We start from the raw sequence: 16,126 nt of genomic DNA on the forward strand, positions 1-16,126 counted from the left end.
GAGCAATCCGCCCCCGAGGGGGCGGAGGAGCAGTCAGATGGCTGCGCTGGGAACGTGGCCGAACAGCTCCTGGGAGAAGCGCACGCGCTCGGCCGGGGTCTCCTGGAGGCCGCGCTCCTTCAGCTCGGCCAGATGAGCTTCGATCTTGTGGGTGCGCAGGGCCAGGCCACAGTCGTTGGCGATCTGGATATTCAGTCCCGGGCGGGCATTGAGTTCGAGGATCAAGGGGCCCTTGGTTTCGTCCAGCACCATGTCGACCCCGATGTAGCCGAGACCGCAGAGTTCGTAGCAGCCGGCCGCCAGCCTCATGAAGCCGTCCCAGTCGGGCAGTTGCACGCCGTCGACCGGATTGGTGGTGTCCGGGTGCTTGGCGATCTTGTTGTTCAGCCAGGTGCCGCGCAGGGTGATGCCGGTGGCCAGGTCGACGCCGACGCCGATGGCGCCCTGGTGCAGATTGGCCTTGCCGCTGGACTGGCGGGTCGGCAGGCGCAGCATGGCCATCACCGGATAGCCCATCAGCACGATGATGCGGATGTCCGGTACGCCCTCGTAACTGATGCTCTTGAAGATCGGATCGGGCTTGACACGGTATTCGATCAGCGCCCGGTCCCGATGCCCGCCGAGGGAATAGAGGCCGGTGAGGATGCTGGAAATATGGTGCTCGAGCTCATCGTGGGTGACGATCTTGCCGGACACCGTCTTGTAGCGGCCCTCGAAGCGGTCGGCGATGACCATGATACCGTCGCCGCCGGCCCCCTGGGCCGGCTTGATCACGAAGTCGCTGTGCTCGCCGATGATCTGCTCGAGCTTCTCGATCTCCTTCTCGGTCTCGATGATCCCGTAAAGCTCCGGTACATGGATGCCTGCCTCGATGGCGCGCTGCTTGGTGATGATCTTGTCGTCGACAATGGGATACAGGCTGCGCTTGTTGTATTTCAGCACGTAGTCCGCATTGCGTCGATTGATGCCCATGATGCCCCTGGCTTCCAGGGCCTTCCATCTCTTCCACAGGTTGATCATGTCTCATTCCTTCAGGAAGGCCTTGAAGCGGAACAGCTCGGTCAGGCGGTAGCCGCGGTAGCGACCCATCGCCAGCATGAAGCCCACCAGGATCAGCAGTACCGTCGGGAAGGTGAAGATGAAGTAGGTCAGTTCCGGAATGTTCATCAGCAGGTGGGCCAGCGAGGCGGCGATGATGGTACCCAGGGCGACCTTGAAGGCATGGCCACCGCCGCGCTCTTCCCAAGTGATCGACAGGCGCTCGATGGTCATGGTCAGGATCACCATCGGGAACAGGGACACGGACAGACCACGCTCGAGGCCGAGCTTGTGGCTGAGCAGGCTGATGACGGCGATCAGCACTACCACGAAGGTCAGCACCACCGACAGGCGCGGCAGCATCTGCAGCTTGAGGTGCTCCAGGTAGGAGCGCAGCGACAGGCCCAGCGCGGTGATCAGGGTGAAGAGAATGATGCCGAAGCCCACCTGGGTTTCGCGGAAGGCCAGGGCGATCAGGACCGGCGTGAAGGTACCGAGGGTCTGGATGCCGATCAGGTTGCGCAGGACCAGGATCACCAGCACGCCGATTGGAATCATGATCATGATCTGATAGGTCTGCTGGGTTTCCAGGGGCAGGCCGTACAGCGTGTATTCCAGGAAGTCGGCATCGGTGTTCTGGTCGGTCATCTTGGCCAGGCCGATGGCGTTCAGTTCACTGTTGTTCAGGGTGAAACTGACCTTGGCCTGCTTGCCTCCGTCCACACTGATCAGCGGCTCGTCGCCGGTCCACCAGATCAGGCGGTCGGCCGGCAGTCCCTGTTCGCCGGTGTCGGGGTTGAAGTACAGCCACTTCTCGCCGTTGAAGCTGCGAATCCAGAGTTCAGGACTGACTGCCTGGTCGGTGATCAGGCGCAGGGTGTGCACGCGCTCCATGGGGACATGGGCGAAGGACAGCAGGAGTTCGACGATGCGCACCCGGTTCGGAGTCGAGGTGTTGCCGGCGGTGAGCAGCTTGACGTTGTCGTCGTTGAGGTTGTTCACCCGCTTGATGGTCTCGCCGATGAAAGTCTCGACATCGGCCGAATGCTCGCGGATGGGAGCCAGCAGGGCTTCGGCGGCGATCTTCTCGGCGCCCTCCAGCGGGATGCTGTCGCGGAATACCGGGCCCTTGGGCTTGGGCAGGTCGCCGGTATAGCGCTTGGTCAGCGCCAGACGATAGTAGAGGGTCTGCTTGCCGCTGGTGCGTCGTGCCGACCAGGTCACCCGGCGGTTGTTGTCGACCTGATTGACGCTCACGCCATAGTTGTTGGAGATGAAGCTTTCATTGAGGCTGACATAGTTCTGGTTGAGCGGCGGAGCGAACATCTGCACTTTCACCGGCTCGCGGGGGTTGGCCTGAAATTCGACGCGCGCGTCGATGTTCCACAGGTCGTCGGTCTCGTCTTCGGTCACTGGAATGCCGAGGACGAAGATCTGATAGGCCGTGACCAGAACCCCGACCGACACCAGCAGGACAATCAGTATTTTCAGATGCAGGTTGAGAGCGCGCATGCGTATTACTCGGCGGAGTTTGCGACGGTGGCGCAACCGGGCTTGCCGGCTGCGTATTTAAGGCTCGGGTCGACCAGGGCACCGAAGCGCGCGAGTGCGTCGGAGCCGATCAGCAGCGGGTATTGGAATGCGCTCCGATCGGTCAGGTTTACCTCGATGGTGCGCAGGGTATCGCCCATGCAGAAGTCCAGCTCGACCACGGGGCGAGCCGTGTAGGACTTGCTTTCCGTCGGGTCGTAGTCGCCGGAGCGGCGCTTGATCTTGCTGACCCGAGCCAGAGGCCGTTCGATGGGATGCGAATGGCTGTCGTCGATGGCCAGGTAGAAGCGTACCCAGGTCTCACCGTTGCGCTTGAAGCGACTGATGTCGCGAGCGCTGAGCGATGCCGTCTCGGCCCCCGTATCCAGCTTGGCCGCTACCTCCAGCTTGATCTCGGGCAGCGACACGTATTCGTTCAGGCCATAGATGGTCTTCTCGGCAGCAGTAAGTAGACCAGGGATGAACAGCAGGCAGAAAAGCAGGGCAAGGGGTTGGAATCTCATAGGTCCTGTAGACGGAAGCGATCGACAGTTAAGGCAGCGGCTTGGCAAGCGATCCTGCCGCCTGGGTAGCAGGCGGTCACGGACAGGGCCGCCTGCCGCGCGGCGCGCATTCTAGCACGGGTTTCCCGCATCGACAGACCCTTGCCCCCGGCCTCTGGAAAAGGTGTGGAGAAGTGCTCGTCTTCGACGATTGTCGACAATCTGAAAGATTTATTTGACACTCTGGCTTTGCAGGCCTACTTTCCGTGCAACAAAAATAGTGATTGTCGACAATATGCTGGACACCCCATCCTCACCTCAAGCTCTTCCAAGCGATTCCGAGACGCTCTCCGAACATGTGTTCCGTCGCATTCAGGCGGCGATCGTGAAGGGCGAGATCGCTCCGGGCAGCAAGATTTCCGAGCCTGAGCTGGCCCGTATCTATGGCATCAGTCGCGGGCCCCTGCGCGAAGCCATCCATCGCCTGGAGGGGCAGAAGCTGCTGGTCCGGGTGCCTCATGTGGGGGCCAGGGTGGTTTCGCTCAGCCATCAGGAACTGATCGAGCTTTACGAAATCCGCGAGTCCCTCGAAGGGATGGCCTGTTGCCTGGCGGCCGAGCGCATGACGCAGACGGGTATCGACGAGTTGCGCCGGGTGCTGGATACCCACGAGCGCGACGCAGCCTTCCAGGCCGGCGTCGGCTACTACCAGCAGGAGGGCGATTTCGACTTCCACTACCGGATCATCCAAGGCAGCGGCAACCAGACCTTGGTGCGCATGCTCTGCGGGGAGATGTATCAGCTGGTGCGCATGTATCGCATCCAGTTCTCCTCCACGCCCAACCGGCCGCGCCAGGCCTTCAACGAACACCACCGGATACTCGACGCCATCGCCGACCACGACGGCGAACTGGCCGAGCTGCTGATGCGCCGGCATATCGCCGCATCACGGCGCAACATGGAGCGTCACTACGAGGACGCTCAGGTCAATACAGCCAATGAAAAGAGGTAAGTCATGACTCAGACGTCTGCCGGGCAACGTTTCCGCGATGCCGTCGCCAGCGAGCATCCACTGCAGGTGGTTGGCGCCATCAATGCCAACCATGCGCTGCTGGCCAAGCGTGCCGGCTTCAAGGCCATCTACCTGTCGGGTGGCGGTGTGGCGGCCGGCTCCCTGGGCTTGCCGGACCTGGGCATCACCGGTCTGGACGACGTGCTGACCGATGTGCGCCGCATCACCGACGTATGCGACCTGCCGCTGCTGGTGGACGTCGATACCGGCTTCGGCTCCTCGGCCTTCAATGTCGCCCGTACCGTCAAGTCGATGATCAAATTCGGTGCAGCCGCCATCCATATCGAAGACCAGGTCGGTGCCAAGCGCTGCGGTCATCGCCCGAACAAGGAAATCGTTTCCCAGCAGGAAATGGTCGATCGGATCAAGGCGGCCGTGGATGCCCGTACCGATGACAGCTTCGTGATCATGGCGCGTACCGACGCGCTGGCGGTCGAGGGCCTGAACTCCGCGCTGGATCGTGCCGCAGCCTGTATCGAGGCCGGTGCCGACATGATCTTCCCCGAGGCGATCACCGAACTGTCCATGTACAAGATCTTCGCCGACCGGGTGAAGGCGCCGATCCTGGCCAACATCACCGAATTCGGTGCCACGCCGCTGTACACCACCGAGGAGCTGGCCAGTGTCGACGTGTCCCTGGTGCTCTATCCGCTGTCGGCGTTCCGCGCCATGAACAAGGCGGCCGAGAACGTCTATACCGCACTGCGCCGCGACGGGACCCAGAAGAACGTGATCGACACCATGCAGACCCGCATGGAGCTGTACGAGCGCATCAATTACCACGCGTTCGAGCAGCACCTCGACGCGCTGTTCGCAGCCAAGAAGTAACCCGGCACCGGGCCGACCCGAGCCCGTCGGCTCCGGGGACAACAAGACAGACAAATATCCAACCGGATTAGGAGAAACGAGCGATGAGCGCTACCGCAGAAACCACCACTGTAGGCTTCAAGCCGAAGAAGTCCGTGGCCCTGAGTGGCACCGCCGCCGGCAATACCGCCCTGTGCACCGTGGGTCGCACCGGCAATGACCTGCACTACCGCGGCTATGACATTCTCGACTTTGCCACTATCTGCGAATTCGAGGAAATCGCCCACCTGCTGGTGCATGGCAAACTGCCCAACGTCGCCGAGCTGACTGGCTACAAGGCCAAGCTCAAGTCCTTGCGTGGCTTGCCGGCCGGCGTGAAGGCCGCCCTCGAGCAGCTGCCGCCCTCCGCCCATCCGATGGACGTGATGCGCACCGGCGTGTCCGTGCTCGGCTGCCTGTCGCCCGAGAAGGACGACCACAACCACCCGGGCGCCCGCGATATCGCCGACAAGCTGATGGCCTCCATGGGCTCCATGCTGCTGTACTGGTACCACTTCAGCCACAACGGCAAGCGCATCGAGGTGGAAACCGATGACGACTCCATCGGTGGTCACATCCTGCACCTGCTGCACGGCGAGAAGCCGCGCGAGTCCTGGGTGCGCGCCATGCACACCTCGCTGATTCTCTACGCCGAGCACGAGTTCAATGCGTCCACCTTCACTTCCCGGGTGATCGCCGGCACCGGCTCCGACATGTACTCCTGCATCACCGGCGCCATCGGCGCACTGCGCGGGCCGAAGCATGGCGGTGCCAACGAGGTGGCCTTCGAGATCCAGAAGCGCTATGACAACCCGGATGAGGCCGAGGCCGACATCCGCGCCCGCGTCGAGCGCAAGGAGGTCGTGATCGGCTTCGGCCACCCGGTCTACACGGTCGCCGACCCGCGCAACAAGGTGATCAAGGAAGTCGCCCGCGAACTCAGCACCGAGCAGAACAACACCAAGATGTTCGACATCGCCGAGCGCCTCGAGAGCGTGATGTGGGAGATCAAGAAGATGTTCCCCAACCTGGATTGGTTCAGCGCCGTCAGCTACCACATGATGGGTGTCCCCACCGCCATGTTCACCCCGCTGTTCGTGATCTCCCGTACCTCCGGCTGGGCCGCCCACGCCATCGAGCAGCGCATCGACGGCAAGATCATTCGTCCGAGCGCCAACTACGTCGGTCCGGAGGACCTGAAGTTCGTGCCGCTCAAGGAGCGCAAGTAACATGAACACCCAATACCGCAAGAGCCTGCCCGGTACCCAGCTGGAGTACTTCGACACCCGCGCGGCCGTCGAAGCCATCCAGCCGGGCGCCTACGACAAGCTCCCCTACACGTCGCGCGTACTGGCGGAGCAGCTGGTCCGCCGCTGCGATCCGGCCATGCTGACCGACTCGCTGAAGCAGATCATCGAGCGCAAGCGCGACCTGGACTTCCCGTGGTACCCGGCCCGCGTGGTCTGCCACGACATCCTCGGCCAGACCGCGCTGGTCGACCTGGCCGGCCTGCGCGATGCGATTGCCGAGCAGGGCGGCGACCCGGCCAAGGTCAACCCGGTGGTGCCGACCCAACTGATCGTCGACCACTCGCTGGCCGTGGAGTACGCCGGTTTCGATCCGGAAGCTTTCGAGAAGAACCGCGCCGTCGAAGACCGTCGCAACGAGGATCGCTTCCACTTCATCGAGTGGACCAAGACCGCCTTCAAGAACGTCGACGTGATCCCGGCCGGCAACGGCATCATGCACCAGATCAACCTGGAGAAGATGTCGCCGGTGATCCAGGCCCGTGGCGGCGTCGCCTTCCCGGATACCTGCGTCGGCACCGACAGCCACACCCCGCACGTCGATGCCCTCGGTGTGATCGCCATCGGCGTCGGCGGTCTGGAAGCCGAAACCGTGATGCTCGGCCGTGCGTCCATGATGCGTCTACCCGACATCGTCGGCGTCAAGCTGACCGGCAAGCGCCAGCCCGGCATCACCGCCACCGACATCGTGCTGGCGCTGACCGAGTTCCTGCGCAAGGAGCGCGTGGTGGGGGCCTACGTCGAGTTCTTCGGCGAGGGCGCCGACAGCCTGTCGATCGGCGACCGCGCGACCATCTCCAATATGTGCCCGGAATATGGCGCCACCGCGGCGATGTTCTACATCGACCAGCAGACCATCGACTACCTCAAGCTGACCGGCCGCGAGCCGGAGCAGGTGGCGCTGGTCGAGAACTACGCCAAGACCACCGGCCTGTGGGCGACCGCCCTGGAAACCGCCGAGTACGAGCGCGTGCTGGAGTTCGACCTGTCCAGCGTGGTACGCAACATGGCTGGTCCGTCCAACCCGCACAAGCGTCTGCCGACCTCGGCCCTGCACGAGCGTGGCATCGCCGACGAGGCCAAGCTGGAAGCAGCGCGTGCCGAGGAGGCCCAGGGCCTGCTGCCGGATGGCGCGGTGATCATCGCCGCCATCACCAGTTGCACCAATACTTCCAACCCGCGCAACGTGGTCGCCGCGGGCCTGCTGGCCAAGAAGGCCAACGCGCTGGGCCTGGTGCGCAAGCCGTGGGTGAAGAGCTCCTTCGCCCCAGGCTCCAAGGTCGCCAGGCTGTACCTGGAAGAGGCCGGCCTGCTGCCCGAGCTGGAGAAGCTCGGCTTCGGCATCGTCGCCTACGCCTGCACCACCTGCAACGGCATGTCCGGCGCGCTGGATCCGAAGATCCAGCAGGAAATCATCGACCGCGACCTGTACGCCACCGCCGTGCTGTCCGGCAACCGCAACTTCGATGGCCGCATCCATCCCTACGCCAAGCAGGCCTTCCTGGCCTCGCCGCCGCTGGTGGTCGCCTATGCCATCGCCGGTACCGTGCGTTTCGACATCGAGCAGGACGTGCTGGGCCACGACCAGAACGGCAATCCGGTCACCCTGAAGGATCTGTGGCCGAGCGACGAGGAAATCGACGCCATCGTCGCCTCCTGCGTCAAGCCCGAGCAGTTCAAGCAGGTCTACATCCCGATGTTCGATCTGGGCACCGTGGAAGAGGCCAAGAGCCCGCTGTACGACTGGCGTCCGATGTCCACCTACATCCGCCGTCCGCCGTACTGGGAAGGCGCGCTGGCCGGCGAGCGGACCCTCAAGGGCATGCGTCCGCTGGCGGTGCTGCCGGACAACATCACCACCGACCACCTGTCGCCGTCCAACGCCATCCTGGCGGACTCGGCCGCCGGCGAGTACCTGGCCAGGATGGGCCTGCCGGAGGAGGACTTCAACTCCTACGCCACCCACCGCGGCGACCACCTGACCGCGCAGCGCGCCACCTTCGCCAACCCGCAGCTGGTCAACGAGATGGCCGTGGTCGACGGCGAGGTGAAGAAGGGGTCGCTGGCCCGCGTCGAGCCAGACGGCAAGGTCATGCGCATGTGGGAAGCCATCGAGACCTACATGGAGCGCAAGCAGCCGCTGATCATCATCGCCGGTGCCGACTACGGTCAGGGCTCGTCGCGTGACTGGGCCGCCAAGGGCGTGCGTCTGGCCGGTGTCGAGGCGATCGCCGCCGAGGGCTTCGAGCGCATCCACCGCACCAACCTGGTCGGCATGGGCGTGCTGCCGCTGGAGTTCAAGGCCGGCGTCAACCGCAAGACCCTGGGCATCGATGGCACCGAGACCTACGACGTGATTGGCGAGCGCAAGCCGCGTGCTGACCTGATCCTGGTCATCCACCGCAAGAGCGGCGAGACCGTCGAAGTGCCGGTAACCTGCCGCCTGGACACCGCGGAAGAAGTCTCCATCTACGAAGCCGGTGGCGTGCTGCAGCGCTTCGCCAAGGACTTCCTCGGCCAGGCTTGACCGGCGGCCTGTCGTCCGTCCTGCGTCGTGCGGCTGCGGGGCAGACCGGCAGGCGCCAGCATTCCCATCTCCGTGCCGTCGTCCGGCGGCGCGGTCTCATGAGGACGAGACTCCCATGGTTCACGTACCCCAGATCAAGATTCCCGCCACCTACATCCGCGGCGGTACCAGCAAGGGCGTATTCTTCCGCCTGCAGGACCTGCCGGAAAGCTGCCAAGTGCCCGGTGAGGCCCGCGACAAGCTGCTGCTGCGGGTGATAGGCAGCCCCGACCCGTACGGCAAGCAGATCGACGGCATGGGCGGCTCCACTTCGAGCACCAGCAAGACGGTGATCCTCGCCAAGTCCGAGAGGCCTGATCACGACGTCGACTACCTGTTCGGTCAGGTGTCCATCGACACCGCCTTCGTCGACTGGTCCGGCAATTGCGGCAACCTGTCCGCCGCGGTGGGCGCCTTCGCCATCAGTGGTGGCCTGGTAGACGCCAGCCGCATCCCGCAGAACGGCATCTGCACCGTGCGCATCTGGCAGGCCAACATCGGCAAGACCATCATCGCCCATGTGCCGATCACCAACGGCGAGGTGCAGGAAACCGGCGACTTCGAGTTGGACGGGGTGACCTTTCCGGCCGCCGAGGTGCAGCTGGAATTCCTCGACCCGGCCGACGAGGGCGAAGGCGAGGGCGGTGGCTCGATGTTCCCTACCGGCAACCTGGTCGACGACCTGGAAGTGCCGGGTGTCGGTACTTTCAAGGCCACCATGATCAACGCTGGTATTCCCACCGTGTTCATCAACGCCGAGGACATCGGCTACACCGGCACCGAGCTGCAGGATGCCATCAATGGCGATGCCAAGGCACTGACCATGTTTGAGACCATCCGTGCCTACGGTGCGTTGCGCATGGGGCTGATCGCCAATGTCGATGAGGCCGCCAAGCGTCAGCACACCCCCAAGATCGCTTTCGTCGCCAGGCCGAAGGATTACGTCGCCTCCAGCGGCAGGCAGGTGCAGACCTCCGACGTGGACCTGCTGGTGCGTGCGCTGTCGATGGGCAAGCTGCATCACGCCATGATGGGCACTGCCGCTGTGGCCATCGGCACCGCTGCGGCGATTCCGGGCACCTTGGTCAATCTCGCTGCCGGTGGTGGCGAGCGCACTGCCGTGCGTTTCGGCCATCCGTCCGGCACCCTGCGTGTCGGTGCCGAGGCCAGGCTGGCCGACGGCGAATGGACGGTGACCAAGGCCATCATGAGCCGCAGCGCCCGCGTGCTGATGGAAGGATGGGTCCGCGTGCCAGGCGATGCTTTCTGAAGCGTGCTGCCGAATGAGCCTCGATACCAGTGGCGGGCGAAAAGGCTTCCGCTGCTGGCGCCGGCTTCGCGAGCCTGCCGCCAGGTTCAGCTCTTCAGGTGATGGAGGAGGCCGACTGTTCCGCAAGTCATCCTGATCGGTCGCTTCTTCGATCGGTACATGCTCGGACCTTCGAGGACAGCGGCAAGCGATATGGAGCAGTCGGAAGCCAAGGGGCGCGACTTTCCCGCATATGGATGCCGACATCGAAGGCTTCGAGGGACGCTATTATTTCAGGCGTCTCTCGACGCCCTTCTCGACAAGAATCTTGGCGGAGATTTCTTCCACCGAGAAATGGGTGGAATTGATGAAGGGGATGTTTTCGCGTCGCAGCAGTCTTTCCACTTCACGTACTTCGAAATCGCACTGGGCGAAGCTGGAATAGCGGCTGTTCGGCTTGCGTTCATTGCGAATCGCGGCCAGTCGCTCGCTGTCGATGGTCAGGCCGAACAGTTTTTCCCGATAGGGTTTCAGCGCCACCGGCAGTTGCAGGCGCTCCATGTCTTCCTCCGTGAGTGGGTAATTGGCGGCGCGGATGCCATACTGCATGGCCATGTACAGGCAGGTCGGCGTCTTGCCGCTGCGGGAGACGCCCAGCAGGATCAGATCTGCCTTGTCGTAGTAGTGGGTGCGGGCCCCGTCGTCATTGTCGAGGGCGAAGTTCACCGCCTCGATTCGCTCCATGTAGTGAGCGTTGTGGCTGATGGAGTGCGACTTGCCCACGGAGTAGGAAGAGTGGGCGACCAACTCATGCTCCAGGGGAGCGAGAAAGGTGGAGAAGATGTCGATCATGAAGCCGTTGGATTTGGCGAGAATGTCACGGATTTCTTGATTGACGACGGTGTCGAAGATGATCGGTCGGGCACCATCCTTCTCTGCCGCAGAGTTGATCTGCTGGACCATGCCGCGCGCTTTCTCCGCCGTGTCGATGTAGGGACGCGTAAGCTTGGTGAAGGAGATGTTCTCGAATTGCGCCAACAGGCTCTGGCCAAGGGTTTCCGCGGTGATACCGGTACCGTCGGAGATGAAGAAAGCGGTTCGTTTCATGGCGCCCTTGGCCTTAAGAATATGACGACAATTAGGCTATGATAAGGCCCGGCATTGCCAGGCATCCTGCCCGATATTGTCACTTATTTTCATGGGGCAAGCCAGAATTGTGCGGAAAGGTCCTGTCTGTGCTTCCCAACCCCTAGTGGAGAATTCATCTTGGTAGAGTACGTAGTTTCCCTTGACAAACTCGGCGTCCATGATGTGGAGCGAGTAGGGGGCAAAAACGCATCCCTGGGCGAAATGATCAGCAACCTGTCCGGCGCCGGCGTATCCGTTCCCGGGGGCTTTGCCACTACTGCCCAGGCCTACCGTGACTTCCTTGAGCAAAGCGGTCTGAACGATCGCATCCACGCGGCACTCGACGCGCTGGACGTAGATGATGTGAATGCGTTGGCCAAAACCGGCGCGCAGATTCGCCAGTGGGTGATGGAAGCCGACCTGCCCGTCCAGCTTGACGCCGACATTCGCCGGGCCTTCGCCGAAATGGCGGGTGGCAATGAGCACCTGGCTGTGGCAGTGCGCTCTTCCGCCACTGCGGAGGACCTGCCGGACGCCTCCTTCGCCGGTCAGCAGGAAACCTTCCTCAACATCCGTGGTGTGGACAACGTGATCCGCGCGGTGAAGGAGGTCTTCGCCTCCCTGTTCAACGATCGGGCCATTGCGTATCGGGTACATCAGGGCTTCGAGCACAAACTGGTCGCTCTGTCTGCCGGCGTGCAGCGCATGGTGCGTTCGGAGACCGGCACCGCAGGGGTGATGTTCACCCTGGATACCGAGTCCGGTTTCCGTGAGGTCGTATTCATCACCGGAGCCTATGGTCTCGGTGAAACCGTGGTCCAGGGTGCGGTGAACCCTGACGAGTTCTATGTGCACAAGTCGACCCTCGAGGCCGGGCGTCCTGCCATCCTGCGCCGCAATCTGGGCAGCAAGGCGATCAAGATGGTCTATGGCGATGAAGCCAAGGCTGGCAAATCGGTGAAGACCGTTGACGTGAGCAGCGAGGATCGTGCCCGCTTCTGCATCAGCGACGCCGAGGTCACCGAACTGGCCAAGCAGGCGCTGGTCATCGAGAAGCACTACGGACGGCCGATGGACATCGAATGGGCCAAGGACGGCGATGACGGTCGGCTCTATGTCGTCCAGGCGCGTCCGGAAACGGTGAAAAGCCGTGACAGTGCCACCGTGATGGAGCGCTACCTGCTGAAGGAAAAGGGCAATATCCTGGTTGAAGGACGTGCCATCGGTCAGCGAATCGGCGCCGGACCTGTCAAGGTGATCCACGATATCGCCGAAATGGACAAAGTCCAGCCGGGCGACGTACTGGTTTCCGACATGACCGACCCGGACTGGGAGCCGATCATGAAGCGCGCCAGCGCCATCGTCACCAACCGTGGCGGGCGTACCTGCCATGCGGCGATCATCGCCCGCGAGCTGGGCATCCCGGCGGTCGTCGGCTGCGGCAATGCCACTACCGTGCTGCAGGATGGCCAGGGTGTGACCGTGTCCTGTGCCGAAGGCGATACCGGCTACATCTTCGAGGGCGAGCTGGGGTTCGACGTCCGCAAGAACTCCATCGATGCCATGCCCCAGCTGCCGTTCAAGATCATGATGAACGTCGGCAATCCGGACCGGGCCTTCGACTTCGCCCAGTTGCCGAACGAGGGCGTGGGCCTGGCTCGTCTGGAGTTCATCATCAACCGAATGATCGGTGTGCATCCCAAGGCATTGCTGAACTTCGCCAGCCTGCCGCCGGAGGTCAAGAACAGCGTCGAGAAACGTATTGCCGGTTACGACGATCCGGTTGGCTTCTATGTCGAGAAGCTAGTCGAGGGCATCAGCACCTTGGCTGCAGCCTTCTGGCCGAAGAAGGTCATCGTGCGCATGTCCGACTTCAAGTCCAACGAGTATGCCAACCTGATCGGCGGCAAGCTCTACGAGCCGGAAGAAGAGAACCCGATGCTCGGCTTCCGTGGGGCTTCGCGCTATATCAGCGAATCCTTCCGTGATTGCTTCGAGCTGGAATGCCGGGCGATCAAGAAGGTGCGCAACGAAATGGGGCTGAGCAACGTCGAGATCATGATTCCCTTCGTGCGCACTCCGGGGGAAGCCAGTCAGGTCATTGATCTGTTGGAAAGCCATGGCCTCAAGCGTGGAGAAAATGGCCTGCGCGTGATCATGATGTGCGAGCTGCCCTCCAACGCGCTGCTGGCCGAGGAGTTCCTCGAGTACTTCGATGGCTTCTCCATCGGCTCCAACGACCTGACCCAACTGACCTTGGGCCTGGACCGCGACTCGGGCATCGTCGCCCACCTGTTCGACGAGCGGAATGCTGCCGTGAAGAAGTTGCTGTCCAGCGCCATCCAGGCTTGCAACAAGGCTGGCAAGTACATCGGTATCTGTGGCCAAGGACCATCGGATCATCCGGATCTGGCCAAGTGGCTGATGGAACAGGGGATCGACAGCGTCTCGTTGAATCCCGACTCAGTACTGGATACCTGGTTCTTCCTGGCAGAGGGGCTGGGAAACTGATTCCAGATTGAGTCGATGAGCGAAGGAAGGGTGGGCATGGTCCCACCCTTTTCGCTTGTGAATTTGTATATTCGACGTATGTCGTTCTCCAGGGGTGTTCTTTTTCGCCTGGCCCGGCATTTCACCGAGACAGCCTCATCGCTAAGATGAGCGGCCCAATTCGCCCGCGGCCATGCCCTTGTCGATGGAGGCGCCCTGTTTGTTTCGCTCAAGCAGTTGCTGCATCAGCACAGGGGAAGCAGCGAGCCTCCCGATCACAGGATGTAGCCTGCTTCAGCTGGTCAGCGACAATACTCCCGCATTGCTGAAAACCGCTGAATGTGATCGGAACGGTTGGACATTATGGGCCATCGCCAGGCATTGATGTCCGGCAGCCGGGCGCGGAGTGGAAACTGTCCAGGATCGGCATTGTTCAAGCTCGGTTGTAGCGGAGATCGTTTCGCCATCGATTTCTGGGCTTTTCACCTTTCCCGGGCTCTCGGCCAATGGCCGGGAGGCGCTCATCTACCCTGTGTTATTTCTCCAGAGGAGTTTTGTCATGCAATACATTACCCCGGATCTGTGCGACGCCTATCCCGAACTGGTACAGGTGGTCGAGCCGATGTTCAATAATTTCGGCGGCCGCGACTCTTTTGGTGGCGAAATTGTCACCATCAAGTGCTTCGAGGACAATTCGCTGGTCAAGGATCAGGTCGAAACCGATGGCAAGGGCAAAGTGCTCGTGGTGGATGGTGGCGGTTCGCTGCGTCGTGCCCTGCTGGGCGACATGCTCGCTGAAAAAGCCGCCCGCAACGGTTGGGAAGGGCTGGTCGTTTACGGCTGTATCCGCGATGTGGACGTGATCGCCCAGACCGACCTCGGTGTCCAGGCCTTGGCTACCCATCCCATGAAGACCGACAAGCGCGGCATCGGCGACCTGAACGTTCCGGTGACCTTCGGTGGCGTCACCTTCCGGCCGGGTGAATACTTGTACGCCGACAACAATGGCGTCATCGTTTCTCCCCAGCCCCTGAAGATGCCTGAATAATACTGATCCCGGACCTGCCGTCCGCTCCCTGGCGAGGCAGGTCCGACTCTGCGCAGGAGGTGGCCAGGCCTTCCGCTTTCCTCGCTGTCGATTCCGTCGCCATCCAGCGATGTTGCCTGTTCGACGTCTGGGTGGACCCAGATGTGACCTGCCGGCGAACGACCTCGTCTAGGCGTTACATCCAGAGAGGTGCGCATGCACGATCCATTCGAAGAGTCCTTACGCGATCTGCTCAAGTCCTCGACGCTCACCCATGATGACAATGCAGCGCTGGGGCGCGTCCTGAAAACGGCCAACCGCCAGGCAGGTGCGGGCGATCTGTTTGCCCTGCTGGGCCACTGGTTCGAAGCACTGATGATCGGGTTGAACAGCGGATCGCCCCATATCATGCCTGTCTCTCGTGGTGGCACTCCTGATTCTTCTGCAGACAAGGCTGATTGAAATGGAACTCGACCCCTGGACTCAAAGCCTGGTTGCTGTGATGAAGGCGCTTTGGACTAAGGTAGCCAGCTTCATTCCCAACCTGTTCGTCGCCCTGATCGTGGTGCTGCTCGGCTTCGTCGTGGCCAAGGTGCTCGATACGTTGTTGTCCAAGCTGCTGGCGAAGGTGGGGCTGGATCGTTTGATGTCGGGCACCGGATTGACCCGACTGCTGGCCCGGATCGGTATCCAGGTGCCGGTCTCCGCCCTGATCGGCAAGATTGTCCACTGGTTCATACTGCTCGTATTCATGGTTTCGGCCGCCGAATCCCTCGGTCTGGCGCGTGTTTCCGCGACCCTGGACGTGCTGGCGCTCTATCTGCCCAAAGTCTTCGGCGCGGCATTGATTCTGCTTGCAGGCTTACTCCTGGCGCAGTTGGTCAATGGCTTGGTTCGTGGGGCGGCAGAAAGCGTGGGCCTCGACTATGCCAGCGGGCTGGGGCGCGTCGTGCAGGGGCTGGTGATCATCATCAGTATCTCCGTGGCGATCGGGCAACTGGAGATCAAGACCGATCTGCTCAATACCGTCGTGGCTATCGTGTTGATCTCGGTCGGGGTGGCGGTTGCCCTGGCTCTGGGGTTGGGCAGCCGCGAGGTCGCTGGCCAGATCATCGCCGGCATCTATGTCCGCGAGCTTTATCGGGTAGGGCAGACAATCAGGGTCGGTGACCTCGAGGGACATATCGAGGAAATCGGCACGGTCAAGACGACGCTGCTGACCACCCGGGGCGAGCTGGTCTCGCTGGCCAACCGTTCTCTGCTGGATGAACGGGTTAGCAGTCGTTAGGGCGAAGATCTGGTAAGCTATGCCGCCAATTTGAACCCGAGGTCTGGGCTTTGGCGGCCGCGACCCGACTGCCAGCCTTTCT

The 16,126-nt window shown here is 62.2% G+C and carries 13 protein-coding genes; 9 read left to right on the forward strand and 4 right to left on the reverse strand.

What is annotated here, in order from left to right:
• Positions 1 to 33 precede the first annotated feature (33 nt).
• Genes GCU53_RS22490 through rloA form a run of 3 tightly spaced genes read right to left on the reverse strand, consistent with a single transcriptional unit; the run spans position 34 to position 3,092 of the window.
• Positions 34 to 1,020 carry an alpha-L-glutamate ligase-like protein gene (locus GCU53_RS22490; RefSeq protein WP_152389564.1) on the reverse strand — a complete coding sequence of 329 codons (987 nt, stop codon included), beginning with the start codon at positions 1,018 to 1,020 and terminating at the stop codon, positions 34 to 36.
• 3 nt (positions 1,021 to 1,023) lie between these two features.
• Positions 1,024 to 2,550 carry an osmotic stress tolerance membrane protein RloB gene (gene rloB, locus GCU53_RS22495; protein ID WP_152389565.1) on the reverse strand — a complete coding sequence of 509 codons (1,527 nt, stop codon included), beginning with the start codon at positions 2,548 to 2,550 and terminating at the stop codon, positions 1,024 to 1,026.
• 5 nt (positions 2,551 to 2,555) lie between these two features.
• Positions 2,556 to 3,092, reverse strand: coding sequence for a retropepsin-like aspartic peptidase RloA (rloA, locus tag GCU53_RS22500; protein WP_152389566.1), 537 nt, complete (start codon positions 3,090 to 3,092; stop codon positions 2,556 to 2,558).
• Between the two features lie 274 nt (positions 3,093 to 3,366).
• Between rloA and GCU53_RS22505 the strand changes: the two genes are divergently transcribed.
• The 5 genes from GCU53_RS22505 (at position 3,367) to prpF (ending at position 10,132) form a co-directional block, all read left to right on the forward strand.
• Positions 3,367 to 4,083: a GntR family transcriptional regulator gene (locus tag GCU53_RS22505; RefSeq protein ID WP_152390022.1), complete on the forward strand. Its 717-nt coding sequence runs from the start codon at positions 3,367 to 3,369 to the stop codon at positions 4,081 to 4,083.
• 3 nt (positions 4,084 to 4,086) lie between these two features.
• On the forward strand, positions 4,087 to 4,971 hold the full coding sequence (gene prpB / locus GCU53_RS22510) for a methylisocitrate lyase (protein ID WP_152389567.1): 885 nt from the start codon (positions 4,087 to 4,089) through the stop codon (positions 4,969 to 4,971).
• 83 nt (positions 4,972 to 5,054) lie between these two features.
• The gene (prpC, locus tag GCU53_RS22515) at positions 5,055 to 6,218 is read left to right on the forward strand and encodes a bifunctional 2-methylcitrate synthase/citrate synthase (protein ID WP_152389568.1); all 1,164 of its coding nucleotides are present in this window, start codon (positions 5,055 to 5,057) and stop codon (positions 6,216 to 6,218) included.
• Position 6,219: 1 nt separating this feature from the next.
• Positions 6,220 to 8,823: a Fe/S-dependent 2-methylisocitrate dehydratase AcnD gene (gene acnD, locus GCU53_RS22520; protein ID WP_152389569.1), complete on the forward strand. Its 2,604-nt coding sequence runs from the start codon at positions 6,220 to 6,222 to the stop codon at positions 8,821 to 8,823.
• Between the two features lie 115 nt (positions 8,824 to 8,938).
• Positions 8,939 to 10,132 (forward strand): 2-methylaconitate cis-trans isomerase PrpF, encoded by a 1,194-nt coding sequence (gene prpF, locus GCU53_RS22525; protein WP_152389570.1) that lies wholly within the window; start codon positions 8,939 to 8,941, stop codon positions 10,130 to 10,132.
• A gap of 267 nt (positions 10,133 to 10,399) precedes the next feature.
• Here the strand turns inward: prpF and ppsR are convergent, their stop codons facing one another.
• Entirely contained in the window at positions 10,400 to 11,218 is an 819-nt protein-coding gene (ppsR, locus tag GCU53_RS22530) for a posphoenolpyruvate synthetase regulatory kinase/phosphorylase PpsR (protein WP_152389571.1), read from the reverse strand.
• Between the two features lie 159 nt (positions 11,219 to 11,377).
• On the opposite strand from ppsR, the gene ppsA reads away from it, so the two are divergent.
• From ppsA to GCU53_RS22550, 4 genes are all read left to right on the forward strand, one after another.
• Complete coding sequence (gene ppsA / locus GCU53_RS22535) at positions 11,378 to 13,750, forward strand: phosphoenolpyruvate synthase (protein WP_152389572.1); 2,373 nt, start codon at positions 11,378 to 11,380, stop codon at positions 13,748 to 13,750.
• 538 nt (positions 13,751 to 14,288) lie between these two features.
• Complete coding sequence (gene rraA / locus GCU53_RS22540; RefSeq protein WP_152389573.1) at positions 14,289 to 14,777, forward strand: ribonuclease E activity regulator RraA; 489 nt, start codon at positions 14,289 to 14,291, stop codon at positions 14,775 to 14,777.
• Positions 14,778 to 14,972: 195 nt separating this feature from the next.
• Positions 14,973 to 15,218 carry a CrfX protein gene (locus tag GCU53_RS22545; protein ID WP_152389574.1) on the forward strand — a complete coding sequence of 82 codons (246 nt, stop codon included), beginning with the start codon at positions 14,973 to 14,975 and terminating at the stop codon, positions 15,216 to 15,218.
• 1 nt (position 15,219) lies between these two features.
• A complete protein-coding gene (locus GCU53_RS22550) occupies positions 15,220 to 16,044 on the forward strand; it encodes a mechanosensitive ion channel family protein (RefSeq protein ID WP_152389575.1) in 825 nt (274 codons plus the stop codon).
• Positions 16,045 to 16,126: the final 82 nt, after the last annotated feature.

This window comes from Azotobacter salinestris, assembly GCF_009363155.1.
GTDB lineage: Bacteria > Pseudomonadota > Gammaproteobacteria > Pseudomonadales > Pseudomonadaceae > Azotobacter > Azotobacter salinestris.